The organism is Pseudomonas sp. MH9.2 (genome assembly GCF_034353875.1).
Classification (GTDB): Bacteria; Pseudomonadota; Gammaproteobacteria; order Pseudomonadales; family Pseudomonadaceae; genus Aquipseudomonas.
This window is the reverse complement of record NZ_CP133784.1, coordinates 3,513,898-3,530,936: the sequence shown is the minus strand read 5'-3', so window position 1 is coordinate 3,530,936 and position 17,039 is coordinate 3,513,898. Positions and strand designations below refer to the sequence as shown.

The following is a 17,039-nucleotide window of genomic DNA, read 5'->3' as shown; positions in this document are numbered from 1 at the left end:
CCTGGGTCTCTCTATACGATACGGCCCGTTCAGGCCAACGGATCAAACAGCGAAAATTTTGCCAGGGTTCATGATCCCGTTCGGGTCGAACACCGCTTTAACCGCTTTCATGTACTCGATCTCTACCGGCGAACGACTGTACGTCAGGTAGTCACGCTTGGTCATGCCCACGCCATGCTCGGCAGAGATCGAGCCGTTGTACTTCTGCACGGTCTCGAACACCCACTTGTTGACTGTCGCGCACTTGGCGAAAAACTCATCCTTGCTCAGGTTGTCCGGCTTGAGGATGTTCAAGTGCAGGTTGCCGTCGCCAATGTGGCCGAACCAGACGATTTCGAAATCAGGATAGTGTTCGCCGACGATAGCGTCGATTTCCTTGAGGAACGCTGGAACTTTCGACACCGTCACCGAGATGTCGTTTTTGTACGGAGTCCAGTGTGAGATGGTCTCGGAAATGTACTCGCGCAACTTCCACAGGTTCTGCAACTGCTGGTCGCTCTGGCTCATTACGCCGTCAAGTACCCAGCCCTGTTCAACGCAATGCTCGAAGGTTGCCAGTGCATCGTTGGCCACGTCTTCGGAGATCGCCTCGAATTCCAGCAACGCGTAGAACGGGCAATCGGACTCGAAAGGTGCCGGAACATCGCCGCGCGCCAGCACCTTGGCCAGCGCTTTGTCGGAGAAAAATTCGAAAGCGGTCAGGTCGAGCTTGTTCTGGAACGCATGCAGTACCGGCATGATCGCGTCGAAATCACTGGTACCCAGGACCATGGCGGTCAGGTTTTTCGGCGCACGATCAAGGCGCATGGTGGCTTCGACAACGAAGCCAAGCGTACCCTCGGCGCCGATGAACAGCTGACGCAAGTCATAGCCGGTGGCGTTTTTGATCAAATCTTTATTGAGTTCGAGCAGGTCGCCTTTGCCGGTAACGACTTTGAGGCCCGCCACCCAATTGCGGGTCATACCGTAGCGAATGACCTTGATCCCGCCGGCATTGGTGCCGATATTGCCGCCAATCTGGCTGGAGCCGGCGGAAGCGAAGTCGACCGGGTAATACAGGCCGTTCTCTTCAGCCAAGGTCTGCAGCTGTGCGGTGATAACACCCGGCTGACAGGCCACGGTGCGGTCCGTGGTATTGAATTCCAACACCTGGTTCATGTAGTCGAACGCAACGACCACTTCGCCATTGGCAGCAACGGCCGCAGCGGAGAGCCCGGTCCGTCCCCCGGACGGTACCAGCGCAACCCGACGCTCATTGGCCCAACGGACAATGGCCTGTACCTGTTCGGTGCTTTTGGGAAACACAATGGCCAATGGCGCGGGCGCAAAATGCTTGGTCCAATCCTTGCCGTAAACGTTGAGGGAGTCGGCATCGGTCAGCACCTTGCCAGGCTCAACCAGGGTCTTCAGCTCATCTATCAAAGCAGGATGGGTCATCGAAGGAACTCTCGAACAATTCATGGTCATCCTGAGAACGCTTCACGTCCAGGAATGGGTGTTTCGCGGGGTGCATATGCTAGCATACGCCCCCCGCTAATCGTGCCTATGGCCGATCTGCGACCCCTGCCATTTTCTCCGGGACACAGGTTTACGCAGATGAGCAAGACTTCTCTCGATAAGAGCAAGATCAAGTTCCTTCTTCTCGAAGGCGTCCACCAATCCGCCGTGGACGTCCTCAAGGCGGCCGGGTACACAACTATTGAGTACCTCACCGGCTCTCTGCCGGAAGCCGAGCTGAAGGAAAAGATCGCCGATGCACACTTCATTGGCATCCGTTCCCGCACCCAACTGACTGAAGAAGTATTCGATTGCGCCAAGAAACTGGTCGCGGTCGGCTGTTTCTGCATCGGTACCAATCAGGTCGATCTCAATGCTGCCCGCGAACGCGGCATCGCTGTTTTCAACGCCCCCTACTCCAACACCCGTTCGGTGGCGGAGCTGGTACTGGCTGAAGCGATCCTGTTGCTGCGCGGCATCCCAGAGAAAAACGCTTCCTGCCACCGTGGTGGCTGGATCAAAAGCGCGGCCAACTCCTTCGAAATTCGCGGCAAGAAACTGGGCATCGTCGGCTACGGCTCGATCGGCACTCAGCTTTCGGTGCTGGCTGAAGGCCTGGGCATGCAGGTGTTTTTCTACGACACCCTGACCAAACTGCCGCTGGGCAACTCGACGCAGGTCTCCAGCCTGAACGAACTGTTGGGTCTGGCAGACATCGTCACCCTGCACGTTCCGGAAACCGCTGCGACCCAGTGGATGATCGGCGAAAAAGAAATCCGCTCGATGAAAAAGGGCAGCATCCTGATCAACGCCGCTCGCGGCACCGTGGTCGAACTGGACGCCCTGGCAGACGCCATCAAGGATAAACACTTGATCGGCGCGGCCATCGACGTCTTCCCGGTCGAGCCTCGCTCGAACAACGAAGAGTTCGAAAGCCCACTGCGTGGCCTGGACAACGTGATCCTGACCCCGCACATCGGTGGTTCGACAGCCGAAGCTCAGGCCAACATTGGTCTGGAAGTGGCTGAGAAGCTGGTCAAGTACAGCGACAATGGTACGTCGGTGTCCTCGGTCAACTTCCCGGAAGTGGCGTTGCCGGCTCACCCTGGCAAGCACCGTCTGCTGCACATCCACCAGAACATCCCGGGCGTGATGAGCGAGATCAACAAGGTCTTCGCCGAAAACGGTATCAACATCTCCGGTCAGTTCCTGCAAACCAACGAGAGAGTTGGTTACGTGGTGATCGATGTCGACGCCGAATACTCCGATCTGGCGCAAGAAAAGCTGCAGACCATCAACGGCACTATCCGTAGCCGCGTGCTGTTCTAGGTTTTTCAGATGTCAAAAAGGAGACCTTCGGGTCTCCTTTTTTATCGCGTCGAGTTCAGGTTACTTGACGTTTACCGTGATTTTCTTCGACTCGACCGGCGGGTTCAGCGGGATGTGGCTCTTGTCGCCCACCAGCAATTGCAGGGTGTGCTTGCCTGGCGTCAAGGTCAGTTCGGTTTCGGTCTGACCTTTGCCGAAGTGCTTGATGTTGTCGGTCACTGGCAGGGGTGCATCCATCGCGGGCTGATCTTTCACATCAATCAGCAGGTGATGGTGGCCGGTGTCTGGAATATCGACACCCGCGGGCGCAACGCCCATGCCTTTAAGGCCGAACTGGACCTTGAAGGTCTTGCCGACAGTGGCTCCATCTTTGGGTGAAATAATGTACACCTCGGCCCCCGCAGGTGAGGCGGTACGCGGAACATCGGCAGCGTTAGCTACTAAAGAAGCGCCTAACAAAGAGCCTCCCAATAACAACCCGGCGATAGTCGTTCTTGAAAATAAGGTCTTCATGGTTTCTCCAGGTAATTTTTTACACAAAATCGGACCTACAACAACAACTTCGGTTCATTTAAGTGTCCAAAGCTGCGGCCGACTAAGCTAAACACCATAAAGCATAGCGGTTGTGATTTCTTTTACCTTAGGAGCGTTCATGCATTTTGTGCCAAGCCTGTTATTTCTATCTGTCTTTTTGAGCCCCTTGGCTCATGCCGACTTGATCGACGAAGTGAATGATCGTGGCGAATTACGCATAGCCATGGAGGCAAACTTTGCGCCTTTCAGCTTCATGCAGGACGGCAAACTGACGGGCTTCGAAGTCGAACTCGGCCAGCTGTTGGCCGATGAGCTGGACGTACGCGCTTCGTTTGTCACTACCGACGCGGCCGACCTGCTGCCAGGTGTCGAAGGCGACAAATACGACATCGCCCTGAATCACATTGCGGTCACCCCGGAACTCAAGGCGCGCGTCGATTTCAGCGAGCCCTATAGCTATTCCAACGCGCAACTGATTGTGCGCAGTGAGGAAAAGCGCCCGTTGAGCACTCTGGACGCCCTTAAAGGTCTCTCGCTGGGCGTCGCCCAGAGCAGCCAGTTCGCCGAAGAGGCGCGTACCCGTGAAGGCATCGACCTGCGCAGCTACCCGGATGCACAGCAGCCGTTGAAGGCGCTGGCCAACGACCAGATCGACGCCGCGATCAGTGATCGCCTGCTAGTACCTTCTGCGATTCGTGACAGCCATCTGCCCGTCAAGCCCGGCAATGACGTCGGACCGCCCTTGGTCCTGGCAATCCCGTTTCAGAAGGGTAATCCAGCATTCCAGGGCGTGCTGGACGGGGCATTGCAGCGAATCAAAGCCGATGGCCGGTTGAGCGCGCTGTCTGAAAAATGGTTCGGTATTGATGCGAGCAAGCCGTCCAAACCGTAACCGGGTCAGAACGGATCATCCCCGCGTCGCCGAAACCAGCCCGTCAGGGAAAGGCGTTCGCGGGTCGACGGCAGCACCTCATGGGGAATTTCGCCAGAGAGGAACACCACCAGACAGCCGCCCTTGGGCTGCACGTCATGGTCGACGCCCTCTTTTAGAAACATGCGCAACTGGCCACCGTGCTCGGGCAACCAGCCTTGATTCAGGTAAAGCACCGCAGAGACCGTGCGCCGGTCATCGTCGCGGAAGCGGTCGACATGCTTGAGGTAGAACGCGCCCGGTGGGTAGAGCGAAAAATGGCTCTCATAGTCTTCCAGTCCGAGAAATAATCCGCGATTGAGCGCCTGGCGCAGGCTCTCCATCAAGCCCAGATAACGGTCACAGGCTGCGGACTCACTGGCTTCCAGCCACTGGATATGGTCACCGCGAACCCCCTCTCGCACTTCCTGAGTCGAGCCGCGTCCCACCGCCGCTGGCGACAGTTCGCCCTCAGCCGCACGCTCGCGGCACTCGGCGGCCAACTCGAGGGTCAGCGTTTCCGGCAAGAAAATATTCTGCTGTGACCAACCGTGAGCGGCCAGATCATCGACGATTCGTAGCAGTAGCGGGTGATCAGAGGGTATTTGCATGTCGCGCATAGTATCCATACGTCTTGAAAACCGACAGCACCGCCGAGCGAACGAAGTGTTAACTCGACAAGTCCCCGCCACCGCACTGAGAATAGCGGCCTGCTGACAGGAGTCCTTATGCGCCGTTTGTTTGTTTTGCTGTTGATGTTCTGCACGATGCCCGCGTGGGCAGACGGCCACGACCAGTTGTACACGGTCGCCGGTTGGCCAGAACAACGCGCGCATTTCAATGCTGCCTTGAGCGCGGCTCAACAACGCTATCGCAACAGCTTGCCGCCAGCGGTCTATGACGCATTGGTCAACAACAGCAATCAGCGCTTCGCTCCGCAGGCCATGGATCAGCGCGCCGAGCAACACTTGCGACAAGCCCTGAAAGACCCGGCGCCAGCGCTGCAGTTTTTCCAGTCGCCCCTGGGCCGCAAGATCGTCACCGCCGAACTGACCGCGACCCGCCCCGATCAACTGGCGAAAAACGCTCAAGGCCTGCCACACATTGAAGCCAGCGCAACCCGTCAATTACTGATCGGCCATCTGGCCCAGGACCTGCCCGCCCGTGAGGCGGGAGCCGAGGTCAGCCTTGCCATCGCCGGCGTTGCGGCCGACAGCCTGAGCCAGATGATCCCCGGCCTGCTGGGCGGTGGCCAGGCCCAAGGCATGCTGGATGGTCAGCGCGAACGCTTGATGGCGCAGATCGGCAACGACATGAACAACACCCTGCTCTACGTCTACCGCGACCTTTCAGACCCGGAACTGGAAGAGTTCACCACCTTCGCCGAATCCCCCGCAGGCAAAGCGTATTACAAAGCCGCGCTGGCAGCGATTCGCGCCGGGCTGGCGGTTGGGCAAAGTACATCGAGCCTGGCACCCGCAGGGCAGCCGGGGAGTTAAGCGTTGGGCGAAAAACGCGCCTGACCCATTCGCTCACTCAAAAATGCAAAATAACGCTGACGCAACGCAGGCAGTTCATTAGCCAGGTGATGCCGTGCCCCGCTCAGCATCAATATCTGTGGCTGGGCGAATTTATCCTTGAGCACCTCGAGGTTGTGACCCCAGTCGACGGTCATGTCCGCGTCACCCTGAACGATCAACGGGCTGCGGGTACTGCGTGGCGCGGCCTCGATACGTTTGATCCACTTGGCCAAGGCGCCTACCCAGGCGGTCGGCAGGCGTTGCGGTTGCAGGGGATCCGCCAATAGAAACGGCAGGAACGCAGGGTCGTTGGAGTTTTCGCTGAAACGCCGAGCAATACCTTTGACGAAGGGGTTGAGCAGGTAATAACTGAGTTTCGACCAACCCCAGGCCCGTGGTCGGATCAACGGCGCCAGCAAGATCGCCTGCCCTTGCGCAGGGCTGTCGATGCCGTGGTTGAGCAGATGGTCGATCACTATCGCCCCGCCCGTACTTTGCCCGCACAGATGCCAGGGTTGCGGCAACTTTAGCCCCATCGCTTCGGCAAACAACGCGTGCAGCACCTCCTGGTACTCGGCGAAGTCATGGATGCTCGCGCGAGCGCCGCTGGACAAGCCATGCCCCGGCAAATCGCAGGCAATCACCGCAAAATGCTGATCCAGCGCCCACTCGATGACATGCCGATACAAACCCATATGGTCGTAGAAACCGTGGATCAAAAATAAGGTCGCGACAGGCTGTTCGGGCAGCCAGACCTGGCTGACTACTTGGTAACCACCGATGTCAAAGCGTCCCAGCCAACTGCGCACCGGAGTCGCGCGTCCGACAAACGTCAGGCCATAGAAGCGCTGATACGCCAGCCCTTGGCTGGACATCGGCTGCGCGGCGAGCAAAGGTTGCAGGCTGGATCGTAAAGAATCAGGGGCAAACGTGGCAGTCATGGGGTATCCAGGCAAAAACGGAGGTCATTTTCATCCGAACATGACAATGATTTGGCTGCGATATTCATCTGTCTCGTCAGGCATGGCAAGCTACGCCTCCCTAAACCGAACTGTCCCGCATGAACTCACGTCATCGCCCTACCCTCCTCGCGTGCCTGCTTGCCCTCATGTGCGCGGCCGGGCTGTGGGCGGCATACGATTGGTTCCAGGGCCGCTACATCCGCCCGTTCAGCGACCAGACGGCGCTGTTCGCCGGTGACGTACTGAGTCTGCCTGCCGAACTGGCCGGGCCGGGGCGAATTCGCCTGGTGCATTTCTGGGACCCGGCCTGCCCGTGCAACGTCGGCAATCAGCAGCACTTGAGCGAACTGGTCGAGCACTACGGCGGCGCACAGGGCGTGGACTTCTACTCGGTGCAGAAACCGGGAACCCACGGCCAATTACCCAGCACCCTGGACGCGATCAAACCGCTGGCCAGCCTGCCCGGTGCGGAACGCATCACCGCCAGCCCCGCTGTCGCGATCTGGGACCGTGAAGGTCGCCTGGCCTACTTCGGTCCCTACAGCGAAGGCGCCACCTGCAATTCCGGCAACAGCTTTATCGAGCCGATTCTCAAGGCCCTGAGCGCCGGTCGCGCAGTCAATGCCACGCACACCATGGCTGTCGGTTGCTATTGCCCTTGGCGGGTCGGGCTGTGATCCGACATTCCGGACACTGATCAAGCCCCCGACGCCGCTACACAGGCCTAAAGCAACTCTGTAGCCTGCAAACCCCGGCCTGAATCATTCACGAGAACGCAGATGAAGCGCAGCCTGACCGCCGTCACCCTCGTTATCACCCTCATCACGGGCGGTGGCGCCTGGTATATCCACAGCAAGCAGCCCGTGCGTCAGGGCGAAATGACCCTGGCCCACCTGCAGGCGCCAGTCACCGTACGTTACGACGAGCGCGGCGTGCCGCACATCCGCGCCGAAAACGAGGCGGATCTGTATCGCACCCTGGGTTATGTCCACGCGCAGGACCGGCTGTTTCAGATGGAGATGCTGCGGCGGCTAGCGCGTGGCGAACTGGCCGAGGTGCTGGGCCCCAAGCTGCTGGACACCGACAAACTGTTCCGCAGCCTGCGCATTCGTGAGCATGCCGACACCTACGTCGCCCAACAGGACAAACAAACGCCTGCCTGGAAGGCCCTGGAAGCGTATCTGGACGGTATTAACCAATATCAGGACACCCACGCCAAACCCATCGAGTTCGACCTGCTGGGCATCAAGAAGCGTCCGTTTACCGCCGAAGACACCCTGAGCGTCGGCGGTTACATGGCGTACAGCTTTGCCGCAGCCTTTCGCACCGAACCCTTGCTGACCTATGTGCGCGACCAGTTGGGGGCCGACTACCTGAAAGTCTTTGACCTCGCCTGGCAGCCACAAGGCGCGCTGGGCCAGGCACCCGCGCTCGCCAGTGCCGACTGGAAAGGTTTGAACGACCTGTCTCGCCTGAGCCTGCGCGCGCTGGAAGAGGCCGGCTTGCCGCAATTCGAAGGCAGTAACGCCTGGGCGATCTCCGGCAGCCGCACCCAAAGCGGTAAGCCGCTGCTGGCCGGCGACCCGCATATTCGGTTTGCCGTGCCGTCGGTGTGGTACGAAGCGCAATTGTCGGCGCCGGGATTCGAGCTGTATGGCCATCACCAGGCGCTCAACCCATTCGCATCGCTGGGGCACAACCGCGACTTCGGCTGGAGCCTGACCATGTTCCAGAACGACGATCTGGACCTGATCGCCGAGAAGACCAACCCGGACAACCCCAATCAGGTCTGGTATCACGGGGCCTGGGTCGACATGATCCAAAGCGAGCAGCAAATCCTGGTCAAGGACGCGCCTGCCGTCACCCTGCACCTACGCCAATCGCCTCACGGCCCGATCATCAACGATGCGTTGGGTGCGACAGCCGGCACCGCACCGGTCGCGATGTGGTGGTCGTTTCTGGCGTCCGAGAACCCGATTCTGCAAGGCTTCTACGAAGCTAATCGCGCCGACACCCTGAGCAAAATGCGCGCGGCGGCCGAAAAAATTCAATCGCCAGGGCTGAATGTGGTCTGGGCCAACGCCAAAGGCGACATCGGCTGGTGGGCCGCGGCACAACTGCCCATCAGGCCCGAGGGCGTGAACCCCACTTTCATCCTCGACGGCAGCACCGCGCAGGCAGACAAGGCAGGCTTCTACCCCTTCAGCGCCAACCCGCAGGAAGAGAACCCGGCACGCGGCTACATCGTCTCGGCCAACTTCCAGCCCGTGTCGCCGACAGGCATGGAAATTCCCGGTTACTACAACCTCGCAGACCGCGGTCAACAACTGAACAGGCAACTGAGCGACCCGGCCGTGAAGTGGGATCTGGAAAGCAGCAAAAAACTGCAACTGGGCACCCAGACCGACTACGCGCCACGGGTGTTGAAGCCACTGATTCCGGTCTTGCGCAGCGCCGTGGACGACCCCGAAGAACGGGCAATGGTCGAGCGCCTGGCCAACTGGAAAGGCGACTACTCACTGGATTCAGTCGGGGCGACGCTGTTCAATCAGTTCGTCTCGGACCTGATCCGGGAAGCGATGCACGATGAACTGGGCGATGGCTTTTTCGACACCTTGCTCTCGAGCCGTGTGATCGACGCGGCGCTGCCGCGATTGGTGGCCGATGCCGACTCACCGTGGTGGAACAACCGCAATTCACCCGCCGAAAAGAACCGGGCAGACGTGGTCAAAGCCGCGTGGCACGCCAGCGTCTTGCACCTCAAATCCCTGTATGGCGCTAACCCTGATGAATGGCGCTGGGGCAAGGCGCATACCTTGACCCATGGTCACCCGCTGGGTATGCAGAAACCGTTGGACGGGCTGTTCAACGTCGGCCCGTTTCCCGCGCCGGGCACCCATGAAGTGCCGAACAACCAGTCTGCCCGTATCAGTTCAGCGCCGTGGCCAGTGACCTATGGCCCCTCGACCCGACGCTTGATCGACTTTGCAGACCCGGCCCACAGCCTGGGCATCAACCCGGTTGGGCAAAGTGGCGTGATGTTCGATGAGCATTATTCGGATCAAGCCAAGACCTACATCGAAGGCGGCTATGTGCAGGAGCATTTCGATGAAGGGGATGTAGCGGCAAATATGCGGGGGACGTTGAAGCTGGTGCCAGCCAGATAGAGTTCGCTGGCGCTGCCGGTCTCTCGGCAAAAGCCAAGTGCCAGACGCCGTTTATAACGACGTCCGGCACAATCAATCACGCGACTTCAGATACCTGCGCCCGACGTGGATCGGGTTGTGACCAGGTCTCGGCAGCAGCTTCGTCGATGGCGAGCTGGATAGCGCGCTTGCGCTGATCTTCAGCCCGACGGCTGAAGAACCAGACCATGAAGGTCGCTATCGAAACGGCCAACAGGATCAAGCTGGCGATGGCGTTGATTTCCGGTTTAACGCCCAGGCGCACGGCGGAGAACACTTCCATCGGTAAGGTCGTCGAGCCAGGGCCCGACACGAAACTGGCGAGGACCAGATCGTCCAGCGACAGGGCGAAAGACATCATCGCGCCCGCAGCCAGTGACGGCGCAATCATCGGGATGGTGATCTGGAAAAACACCTTCCACGGCCGCGCCCCCAGGTCCATGGCCGCTTCTTCAATGGACAGGTCCAACTCACGCAAGCGAGCCGAAACCACCACCGACACGTACGCCGCACAGAACGTTGTGTGAGCGATCCAGATGGTGACGATGCCGCGTTCCTGCGGCCAGCCGATCATCTGCGCCATGGCCACGAACAGCAGCAACAGCGACAGACCGGTGATCACTTCAGGCATCACCAGAGGGGCCGTCGCCAACCCACCGAACAGCGTCCGGCCTTTGAAGTGAGCGATACGCGTCAACACAAACGCAGCCATGGTCCCCAGCGCCACGGCGGCGATCGACGTATAGCACGCGATCTCCAGCGAACGCATGACAGAACCCATCAGTTGGGTGTTATCCAGCAGGCCAACGTACCACTTGATCGACCAGCCACCCCAGACCGTCACCAGCTTGGAGGCGTTGAACGAGTAGATAACCAGGATGACCATGGGGGCGTAGATAAATACCAGGCCCAATATCAGCATCATGTTCGAGAATCTGAAGCGCTTCATGCTTTAGCCTCCAGTTCTTTGGCCTGGCTACGGTTGAAGAGGATGATCGGCACGATCAGGATCGCCAGCATCACCACCGCCAGAGCAGACGCTACCGGCCAGTCACGGTTATTGAAGAACTCTTGCCACAGCACTTTACCAATCATCAACGTCTCGGGACCGCCCAGCAGTTCCGGGATCACGAACTCGCCCACTACCGGAATGAAGACCAGCATGCAGCCGGCGATAATGCCGTTTTTGGACAACGGCACGGTGATTTTCCAGAAGCTGTTGAAGGTGCTCGAACCCAGGTCCGAAGCGGCTTCAAGCAGGCTTTGATCATGTTTCACCAAGTTGGCGTACAGCGGCAGGATCATGAACGGCAGGTAGGAATACACCACGCCGATATAGACCGCCAGGTTGGTATTGAGTATCTGCAAGGGCTCGTTGATGACCCCCAGCCACATCAGGAAGCTGTTGAGCAGGCCGTTGTTGCTAAGGATGCCCATCCACGCGTAAACGCGAATCAGGATCGCGGTCCAGGTTGGCATCATGATCAATAGCAGCAAGACCGTCTGGCTTTCTTTGCGCGCCGTGGCGATGCCGTAGGCCATGGGATAGCCGATCAGCAAGCACAGCAGCGTGCTGAAAAACGCCATCTTCAGCGAGCCCAGGTAAGCAGCGATGTACAGCTCATCATCGCCGAGCATCGCGTAATTGCCGAGGTTGAGAATCAGCTGCAGTTTCTGTTCGATAACGTTGAAAATTTCGGTGTACGGCGGAATCGCAACGTCTGCCTCAGCGAAGCTGATTTTCAGCACGATGATGAACGGCAGCATGAAGAACAGGAACATCCAGAGGAAAGGGACCCCGATGACCAACTGCCGGCCACCGGGAATTATTCGGCTGAGCGTGCGTGTTATTTTTCGCATTTTCATGAGCGTAATACCACGCCGCTGTCGTCTTCCCACCATACGTAGACTTCATCGTCCCAGGTCGGACGTGCACCACGGCGTTCAGCGTTGGCAACGAACGACTGGACCATCTTGCCGCACGGCAACTCGACATAAAACACCGAGTGGCCCCCCAGGTAAGCGATGTCGTGTACTTTGCCGCGCGACCAGTTGTACTCGCAGCTTGGCATCATCGTGGTAACCAAAAGCTTTTCCGGACGAATCGCATAGGTAATGTGCTTGTCTTCAACCGACGTACTAATACCGTGGCCGACGAAGATATTGCGTTCCAGTTCCGGGCTTGCGATCAGCGCGTGACCTTCGGCGTCATCGACGACTTCGCCTTCGAACAGGTTGACGTTGCCGATGAATTCGCAGACCAGCCGGCTGGTCGGGGTTTCATAAATATCAATCGGGCTGCCAATCTGTGCGATCCAGCCCAGGTGCATAATTGCGATGCGCTGGGCCATGGTCATGGCCTCTTCCTGATCGTGGGTCACCATGATGCAGGTCACGCCAACGCGCTCGATGATCTCGACCAATTCCAGCTGCATTTGCGAGCGCAGTTTTTTGTCCAGCGCACCCATGGGTTCGTCGAGCAGCAACAGCTTCGGCTTTTTCGCCAGCGAGCGCGCCAGGGCCACACGCTGGCGCTGACCGCCGGACAACTGATGCGGCTTGCGCTTGGCGTACTGGCTCATCTGCACCAGCTTGAGCATCTCAGCCACGCGGGCATCGATCTCCTGAGCGGAAATCTTGTCCTGCTTTAAACCGAAGGCGATGTTCTGCGCGACGGTCATATGCGGGAACAGCGCGTAGGACTGGAACATCATGTTGATCGGCCGCTCGTAAGGCGGCATATCGGTGATGTCCACGCCATCAAGGTAGATACGCCCCTCGGTCGGCCGCTCAAAGCCTGCGAGCATGCGCAGAAGCGTGGACTTTCCTGAACCAGAGCCGCCGAGCAAGGCAAAAATCTCGCCTTTATTGATTTGCAGGGACACGTCGTCCACGGCAATCGTCTCGTCGAACTTCTTCGTGACCCGGTCGATTTTGACCAGCACCTGTTTAGGTTGCTGACCACCTTCGAGGGCTTTCTTATAGGCGCCGGAGGCAACTGCCATTTGGTGAAACTCCCAACAAAATTTGCAGCCCGACCAGTACAGCCGGGCCTGGATTTTTCTTATTTACCCGACTTGACCTTAGTCCAGCTGCGGGTCATTAAACGTTGCACCTTCGGGGGCAACTCAGCATTGACGTAAAGCTTGTCCAGGACCTCTTGCGGTGGATAAACCGCGGCATCGGTGCGTACTTTCTGATCCATCAACGCGTCAGCCTTTAAGTTCGGGTTGGCATAGCCGACGGTGTCGCTGACCTGAGCAATCACCTCCGGCTTGAGCAGATAGTTAATGAAGGCATGGGCCTCTTTGACGTTGCTCGCATCACGGGGGATCGCCAGCATGTCAAACCACAGGTTGCCGCCTTCCTTGGGGATGACGTAAGCCACCTTCACGCCCTTGCCGGCTTCTGCCGCGCGGGCTCTTGCCTGGAACACATCACCGGAAAATCCGGCGGCCACGCAGATGTCGCCGTTGGCCAGGTCGGTGATGTATTTGGACGAGTTGAAGTACGTCACGTAGGGCCGGATGGCCAGTAACTTCGCTTCCGCTTTTTTGTAATCTTCCGGGTCTTCACTGTTGGGTTTCAGGCCCATGTAATTGAGCATGGCGGGAATCATTTCATCGCCAGAGTCGAGAAACGCTACGCCGCATTTAGAAAGCTTTTTGATGTTCTCGGGCTCGAACAACATTGCCCAGGAGTCGATCTTGTCGACACCCAGTACCGCCTTGATTTTATCGACGTTGTAACCAATACCATTGGTGCCCCATAGATACGGCACGGCGTACTGATTGCCCGGATCATTCTTCTGCAGACGCTTGAGCAGCGCCGGGTCGAGGTTCTGCCAATTGGGCAACTGGGCCTTGTCGAGTTTCTGGAACGCCCCGGCTTTGATCTGCTTGCCCAGGAAGTGGTTGGACGGAACGACCACGTCATAACCGGTATGCCCGGCGAGCAGCTTGCCTTCAAGCGTTTCGTTGGAATCGAATACGTCATACAACGGTTTGATGTGGGTGGCCGCTTCAAAGTCCACCAAGGTGGTCTCGCCGATATAATCAGACCAGTTATAAATATGCACCGTGGAAGCGGCTTGAACACTGACCGCCAAGGTCAAGCTCGCACCGACCAACAATGCGTTGTGAAAATAAGAAATAGACAATGGGGTGGTCCTCTTCTATTGCGGGCCTTTTGCCCGTGTCAGACAGCACGGTACCTGCCGAACAACAAAATCGGCGCGTAACTGACCTTCGATAAACCCATCCAGCCAAAAACACTTCAATAGCATGGGTGCGATCCCCTGCAAGAACCCATGTATTGGCGAAGGCGGCGTATCCATCACACCGCGTTGCGTTCTTCGCCAACACATCAGCCCCTGCAAGTGATCCACGCTGGTCTTACACGAGCATTACTTGCCCGATTTGATCTTGGTCCAGCTGCGCGTCAGAAGTCGCTGTGTTGCGGCATCCAAATCGCTGATGGCGTACAGTTTTGCCTGCACTTCGGTCGACGGATAAACGCCTGGGTCGGTACGGATATCTTCGTTGACCAACGGTGTTGCTGCGGCGTTGCCGTTAGGGAAGTGCACGCTGTTGGTGATTTCAGCCATGATTTCCGGTTTCTGCAGGAAGGTCATGAATTTGTAAGCACCTTCGACGTTCTCGGCATCCTTGGGAATCGCAACCATGTCGTAGAAGCTACCGGCCCCTTCCTTAGGAATGCTGTAGCTGACCTTGACCTTGCCACCGGCTTCTTCAGCACGGGCTTTGGCCTGGTAAACGTCACCCGAGTAACCGACCGCCACACAGATGTTGCCGTTGGCCAAGTCACCGATGTACTTGGAAGAGTGGAAATAGGTGATCGATGGGCGGATTTTCAGGAACAAGTCTTCAGCTTCTTTCAGCTGCTTTTTGTCCTTGGTGTCGGTTGGATAACCTAAGTAATGCAGGGCCACCGGAATCATCTCGGTTGGCGAGTCGAGGAAGCTGACGCCACAGCCCTTCAGCTTGGCTGCGTTCTCTGGCTTGAACAGCAAGTCCCAGGAATTGACCGGCGCATCAGCGCCCAAGGCTGCTTTAACTTTTTCGGCGTTGTAACCAATGCCGATCGAACCCCACATGTACGGGAAGGCATGCTTGTTACCTGGGTCGCTGGCTGCGCCCACGGTTTTGAGCAGATTCTCGTTCAGGTTTTTCCAGTTAGGCAGCTTGGAGCGGTCCAGTTCCTGATAAACGCCGGCTTTGATTTGCTTGGCCAGGAAGTTGTTGGACGGCACCACAATGTCGTAACCGGACTTGCCGGCCAACAACTTGGCTTCGAGGGTTTCGTTACTGTCAAAGACGTCGTAAACGACCTTGATGCCCGACTCTTTTTCAAATTTCGCGACGGTATCCGGTGCGATGTAGTCGGACCAGTTATAGACGTGCAGAACTTTGTCATCGGCCTGAGCAGCAGCGGCCACTACGCCCATAAGGGACAAGGCGAGGAGGGTCTTGCCAAATATCTTCATGCGTACAGCTCCGTTGTTTGAACACTAACCGTTGGGTAGCGGCAACTGAATCCGCCATGAGTCTGGCAAGATTCCGGGCGGGCTTTCAAGACCACATGGCCCGCCTTAATACCTGTCCACTGCATACATCAAAAACCAGCCCTGTTTAAAGTGAGTGAAAATCGTTGAACTTGCTACGGTTTCACTCACCTCAATCAAGCACTTTTCCACCTGATCCCAGCACTTAGCCTTGTATGGCACGTAAGGTCAGGTCCAGGCACGTACGAGCCTTGGTCACCAGCTCATCAATCTCAGCAAAACTGATCACCAGCGGCGGCGCAATGATCATGGTGTCGCCCACGGCGCGCATGATCAGGCCGTTATCGAAGCAGAACTGTCGGCAAATCATCCCGACGCCCTTGCCGGTATAACGCTCACGAGTGGATTTATCTTTCACCAGCTCGATTGCACCCAGCAGCCCTACGCCCCGAACTTCACCTACCAATGGGTGATCATTCAGCTCACGTAAACGCTTTTGCAAATAGGGTGCCGTTTCTTCCCGGACGTGCTCGATAATTTTTTCATCGCGCAAAATACGGATGTTTTCCAGGGCCACCGCAGCGGCAACTGGGTGACCGGAGTAAGTGAATCCGTGGTTGAAATCGCCGCCTTCGTTAAGCACGTCGACCACTTCATCGCGCACGATCAGGCCACCCATCGGGATGTAACCCGAGGTCAGGCCTTTGGCGATGGTCATCATGTCCGGTTTCAGGCCGTAGAAATCGCTGCCGAACCATTCGCCGGTGCGACCAAACCCGCAGATCACTTCATCAGCGATAAACAGGATGTCGTACTTGGCGAGGATCTCTTTGATCTTCGGCCAGTAGGTGTCGGGTGGAACGATCACACCGCCCGCGCCCTGGATCGGCTCGGCAATAAAGGCGCCCACGTTGTCGACGCCCAACTCGAGAATTTTCTTCTCCAGTTGCTCGGCAGCCCATACCCCGAATTCATCCGGGCTCATGTCGCCGCCTTCGCCGAACCAATACGGCTGTGCGATGTGGACGATACCGGGGATCGGCAAGTCGCCCTGTTCATGCATGCCAACCATGCCACCCAAGCTGGCGCCAGCAACGGTCGAACCGTGATAGCCGTTGATTCGGCTGATGATTATTTTCTTCTTCGGCTGGCCTTTGATCGACCAGTAGTGACGCACCATGCGCAACACGGTGTCGTTGCCTTCAGAGCCCGAACCGGTGAAGAACACATGGTTCATGCCTTCTGGCGCGATATCGGAAATGACTTTGGCCAACTCCAGGACCGGCGGGTGAGCGGTCTGGAAGAACAAGTTGTAATACGGCAGCTCGCGCATTTGCTTGCTGGCGGCATCGGCCAGTTCGTCACGGCCGTAACCGATGGCCACGCACCAGAGACCGGCCATGCCGTCGAGAATCTTGTTGCCTTCGCTGTCCCACAGATAAACGCCCTTGGCGCGAGTGATGATGCGCGGGCCTTTTTCTTTCAATTGTTTGAAGTCGCTGAACGGCGCCAGATGGTGATCATTGCTCAAGGCCTGCCAGACGCGCGTTTGTGGATTGTTATTACTCATGCCGCTCT

General features: G+C 57.7%; 15 protein-coding genes. 5 read left to right on the top strand and 10 right to left on the bottom strand.

Features of this window, described 5'->3' with window-relative positions; genetic code table 11:
• Nucleotides 1–42: 42 nt before the first annotated feature.
• On the bottom strand, nucleotides 43–1,437 hold the full coding sequence (locus tag RHM55_RS16560) for an FAD-binding oxidoreductase (protein WP_322177398.1): 1,395 nt from the start codon (nucleotides 1,435–1,437) through the stop codon (nucleotides 43–45).
• Between the two features lie 159 nt (nucleotides 1,438–1,596).
• On the opposite strand from RHM55_RS16560, the gene serA reads away from it, so the two are divergent.
• On the top strand, nucleotides 1,597–2,826 hold the full coding sequence (gene serA / locus RHM55_RS16555) for a phosphoglycerate dehydrogenase (protein ID WP_322177397.1): 1,230 nt from the start codon (nucleotides 1,597–1,599) through the stop codon (nucleotides 2,824–2,826).
• 60 nt (nucleotides 2,827–2,886) lie between these two features.
• Here serA and RHM55_RS16550 read toward each other — a convergent pair whose 3' ends face one another.
• Nucleotides 2,887–3,339 carry a DUF4399 domain-containing protein gene (locus tag RHM55_RS16550; RefSeq protein WP_322177396.1) on the bottom strand — a complete coding sequence of 151 codons (453 nt, stop codon included), beginning with the start codon at nucleotides 3,337–3,339 and terminating at the stop codon, nucleotides 2,887–2,889.
• Between the two features lie 139 nt (nucleotides 3,340–3,478).
• Here RHM55_RS16550 and RHM55_RS16545 point away from each other — a divergent pair, with 139 nt between their 5' ends.
• Nucleotides 3,479–4,252 carry a transporter substrate-binding domain-containing protein gene (locus RHM55_RS16545; RefSeq protein WP_322177395.1) on the top strand — a complete coding sequence of 258 codons (774 nt, stop codon included), beginning with the start codon at nucleotides 3,479–3,481 and terminating at the stop codon, nucleotides 4,250–4,252.
• Between the two features lie 5 nt (nucleotides 4,253–4,257).
• Here RHM55_RS16545 and RHM55_RS16540 read toward each other — a convergent pair whose 3' ends face one another.
• Nucleotides 4,258–4,890, bottom strand: a complete 633-nt coding sequence (locus RHM55_RS16540) for a 2OG-Fe(II) oxygenase (protein ID WP_322182986.1) — start codon at nucleotides 4,888–4,890, stop codon at nucleotides 4,258–4,260.
• A 108-nt stretch (nucleotides 4,891–4,998) separates the two neighbouring features.
• On the opposite strand from RHM55_RS16540, the gene RHM55_RS16535 reads away from it, so the two are divergent.
• Complete coding sequence (locus RHM55_RS16535; protein WP_322177394.1) at nucleotides 4,999–5,769, top strand: DUF2059 domain-containing protein; 771 nt, start codon at nucleotides 4,999–5,001, stop codon at nucleotides 5,767–5,769.
• On the opposite strand, the gene RHM55_RS16530 is transcribed toward RHM55_RS16535, so the two are convergent.
• Entirely contained in the window at nucleotides 5,766–6,731 is a 966-nt protein-coding gene (locus tag RHM55_RS16530) for an alpha/beta hydrolase (protein WP_322177393.1), read from the bottom strand. The genes RHM55_RS16535 and RHM55_RS16530 overlap by 4 nt on opposite strands.
• Before the next feature lie 119 nt (nucleotides 6,732–6,850).
• Between RHM55_RS16530 and RHM55_RS16525 the strand changes: the two genes are divergently transcribed.
• Complete coding sequence (locus RHM55_RS16525) at nucleotides 6,851–7,429, top strand: DUF6436 domain-containing protein (protein WP_322177392.1); 579 nt, start codon at nucleotides 6,851–6,853, stop codon at nucleotides 7,427–7,429.
• A gap of 102 nt (nucleotides 7,430–7,531) precedes the next feature.
• Complete coding sequence (locus tag RHM55_RS16520; RefSeq protein WP_322177391.1) at nucleotides 7,532–9,919, top strand: penicillin acylase family protein; 2,388 nt, start codon at nucleotides 7,532–7,534, stop codon at nucleotides 9,917–9,919.
• Nucleotides 9,920–9,995: 76 nt separating this feature from the next.
• Here RHM55_RS16520 and RHM55_RS16515 read toward each other — a convergent pair whose 3' ends face one another.
• The 6 genes from RHM55_RS16515 to RHM55_RS16490 all read right to left on the bottom strand — a co-directional run bounded on the left by RHM55_RS16515 (nucleotide 9,996) and on the right by RHM55_RS16490 (nucleotide 17,031).
• Nucleotides 9,996–10,886 (bottom strand): ABC transporter permease subunit, encoded by an 891-nt coding sequence (locus RHM55_RS16515; protein WP_322177390.1) that lies wholly within the window; start codon nucleotides 10,884–10,886, stop codon nucleotides 9,996–9,998.
• Nucleotides 10,883–11,764: an ABC transporter permease subunit gene (locus RHM55_RS16510; RefSeq protein ID WP_322182984.1), complete on the bottom strand. Its 882-nt coding sequence runs from the start codon at nucleotides 11,762–11,764 to the stop codon at nucleotides 10,883–10,885. Before RHM55_RS16510 ends, RHM55_RS16515 begins: the two co-directional genes overlap by 4 nt.
• A 35-nt stretch (nucleotides 11,765–11,799) precedes the next feature.
• Nucleotides 11,800–12,942, bottom strand: coding sequence for a polyamine ABC transporter ATP-binding protein (potA, locus tag RHM55_RS16505; protein WP_322177389.1), 1,143 nt, complete (start codon nucleotides 12,940–12,942; stop codon nucleotides 11,800–11,802).
• A 59-nt stretch (nucleotides 12,943–13,001) separates the two neighbouring features.
• The gene (locus RHM55_RS16500; RefSeq protein WP_322177388.1) at nucleotides 13,002–14,096 is read right to left on the bottom strand and encodes a polyamine ABC transporter substrate-binding protein; all 1,095 of its coding nucleotides are present in this window, start codon (nucleotides 14,094–14,096) and stop codon (nucleotides 13,002–13,004) included.
• Between the two features lie 246 nt (nucleotides 14,097–14,342).
• The gene (locus RHM55_RS16495; protein WP_322177387.1) at nucleotides 14,343–15,443 is read right to left on the bottom strand and encodes a polyamine ABC transporter substrate-binding protein; all 1,101 of its coding nucleotides are present in this window, start codon (nucleotides 15,441–15,443) and stop codon (nucleotides 14,343–14,345) included.
• Nucleotides 15,444–15,666: 223 nt separating this feature from the next.
• On the bottom strand, nucleotides 15,667–17,031 hold the full coding sequence (locus RHM55_RS16490) for an aspartate aminotransferase family protein (protein WP_322177386.1): 1,365 nt from the start codon (nucleotides 17,029–17,031) through the stop codon (nucleotides 15,667–15,669).
• Nucleotides 17,032–17,039 lie beyond the last annotated feature (8 nt).

Excerpts from the sequence above, each read along its gene's own strand:
- RHM55_RS16560 (WP_322177398.1), bottom strand. The coding sequence starts at position 1,437 with ATGACCCATCCTGCTTTGATAGATGAGCTGAAGACCCTGGTTGAGCCT.
- RHM55_RS16515 (WP_322177390.1), bottom strand. The coding sequence starts at position 10,886 with ATGAAGCGCTTCAGATTCTCGAACATGATGCTGATATTGGGCCTGGTA.
- RHM55_RS16525 (WP_322177392.1), top strand. The coding sequence starts at position 6,851 with ATGAACTCACGTCATCGCCCTACCCTCCTCGCGTGCCTGCTTGCCCTC.
- RHM55_RS16545 (WP_322177395.1), top strand. The coding sequence starts at position 3,479 with ATGCATTTTGTGCCAAGCCTGTTATTTCTATCTGTCTTTTTGAGCCCC.
- RHM55_RS16490 (WP_322177386.1), bottom strand. The coding sequence starts at position 17,031 with ATGAGTAATAACAATCCACAAACGCGCGTCTGGCAGGCCTTGAGCAAT.
- RHM55_RS16530 (WP_322177393.1), bottom strand. The coding sequence starts at position 6,731 with ATGACTGCCACGTTTGCCCCTGATTCTTTACGATCCAGCCTGCAACCT.
- RHM55_RS16535 (WP_322177394.1), top strand. The coding sequence starts at position 4,999 with ATGCGCCGTTTGTTTGTTTTGCTGTTGATGTTCTGCACGATGCCCGCG.
- RHM55_RS16520 (WP_322177391.1), top strand. The coding sequence starts at position 7,532 with ATGAAGCGCAGCCTGACCGCCGTCACCCTCGTTATCACCCTCATCACG.
- potA (WP_322177389.1), bottom strand. The coding sequence starts at position 12,942 with ATGGCAGTTGCCTCCGGCGCCTATAAGAAAGCCCTCGAAGGTGGTCAG.
- serA (WP_322177397.1), top strand. The coding sequence starts at position 1,597 with ATGAGCAAGACTTCTCTCGATAAGAGCAAGATCAAGTTCCTTCTTCTC.
- RHM55_RS16540 (WP_322182986.1), bottom strand. The coding sequence starts at position 4,890 with ATGCGCGACATGCAAATACCCTCTGATCACCCGCTACTGCTACGAATC.
- RHM55_RS16550 (WP_322177396.1), bottom strand. The coding sequence starts at position 3,339 with ATGAAGACCTTATTTTCAAGAACGACTATCGCCGGGTTGTTATTGGGA.
- RHM55_RS16495 (WP_322177387.1), bottom strand. The coding sequence starts at position 15,443 with ATGAAGATATTTGGCAAGACCCTCCTCGCCTTGTCCCTTATGGGCGTA.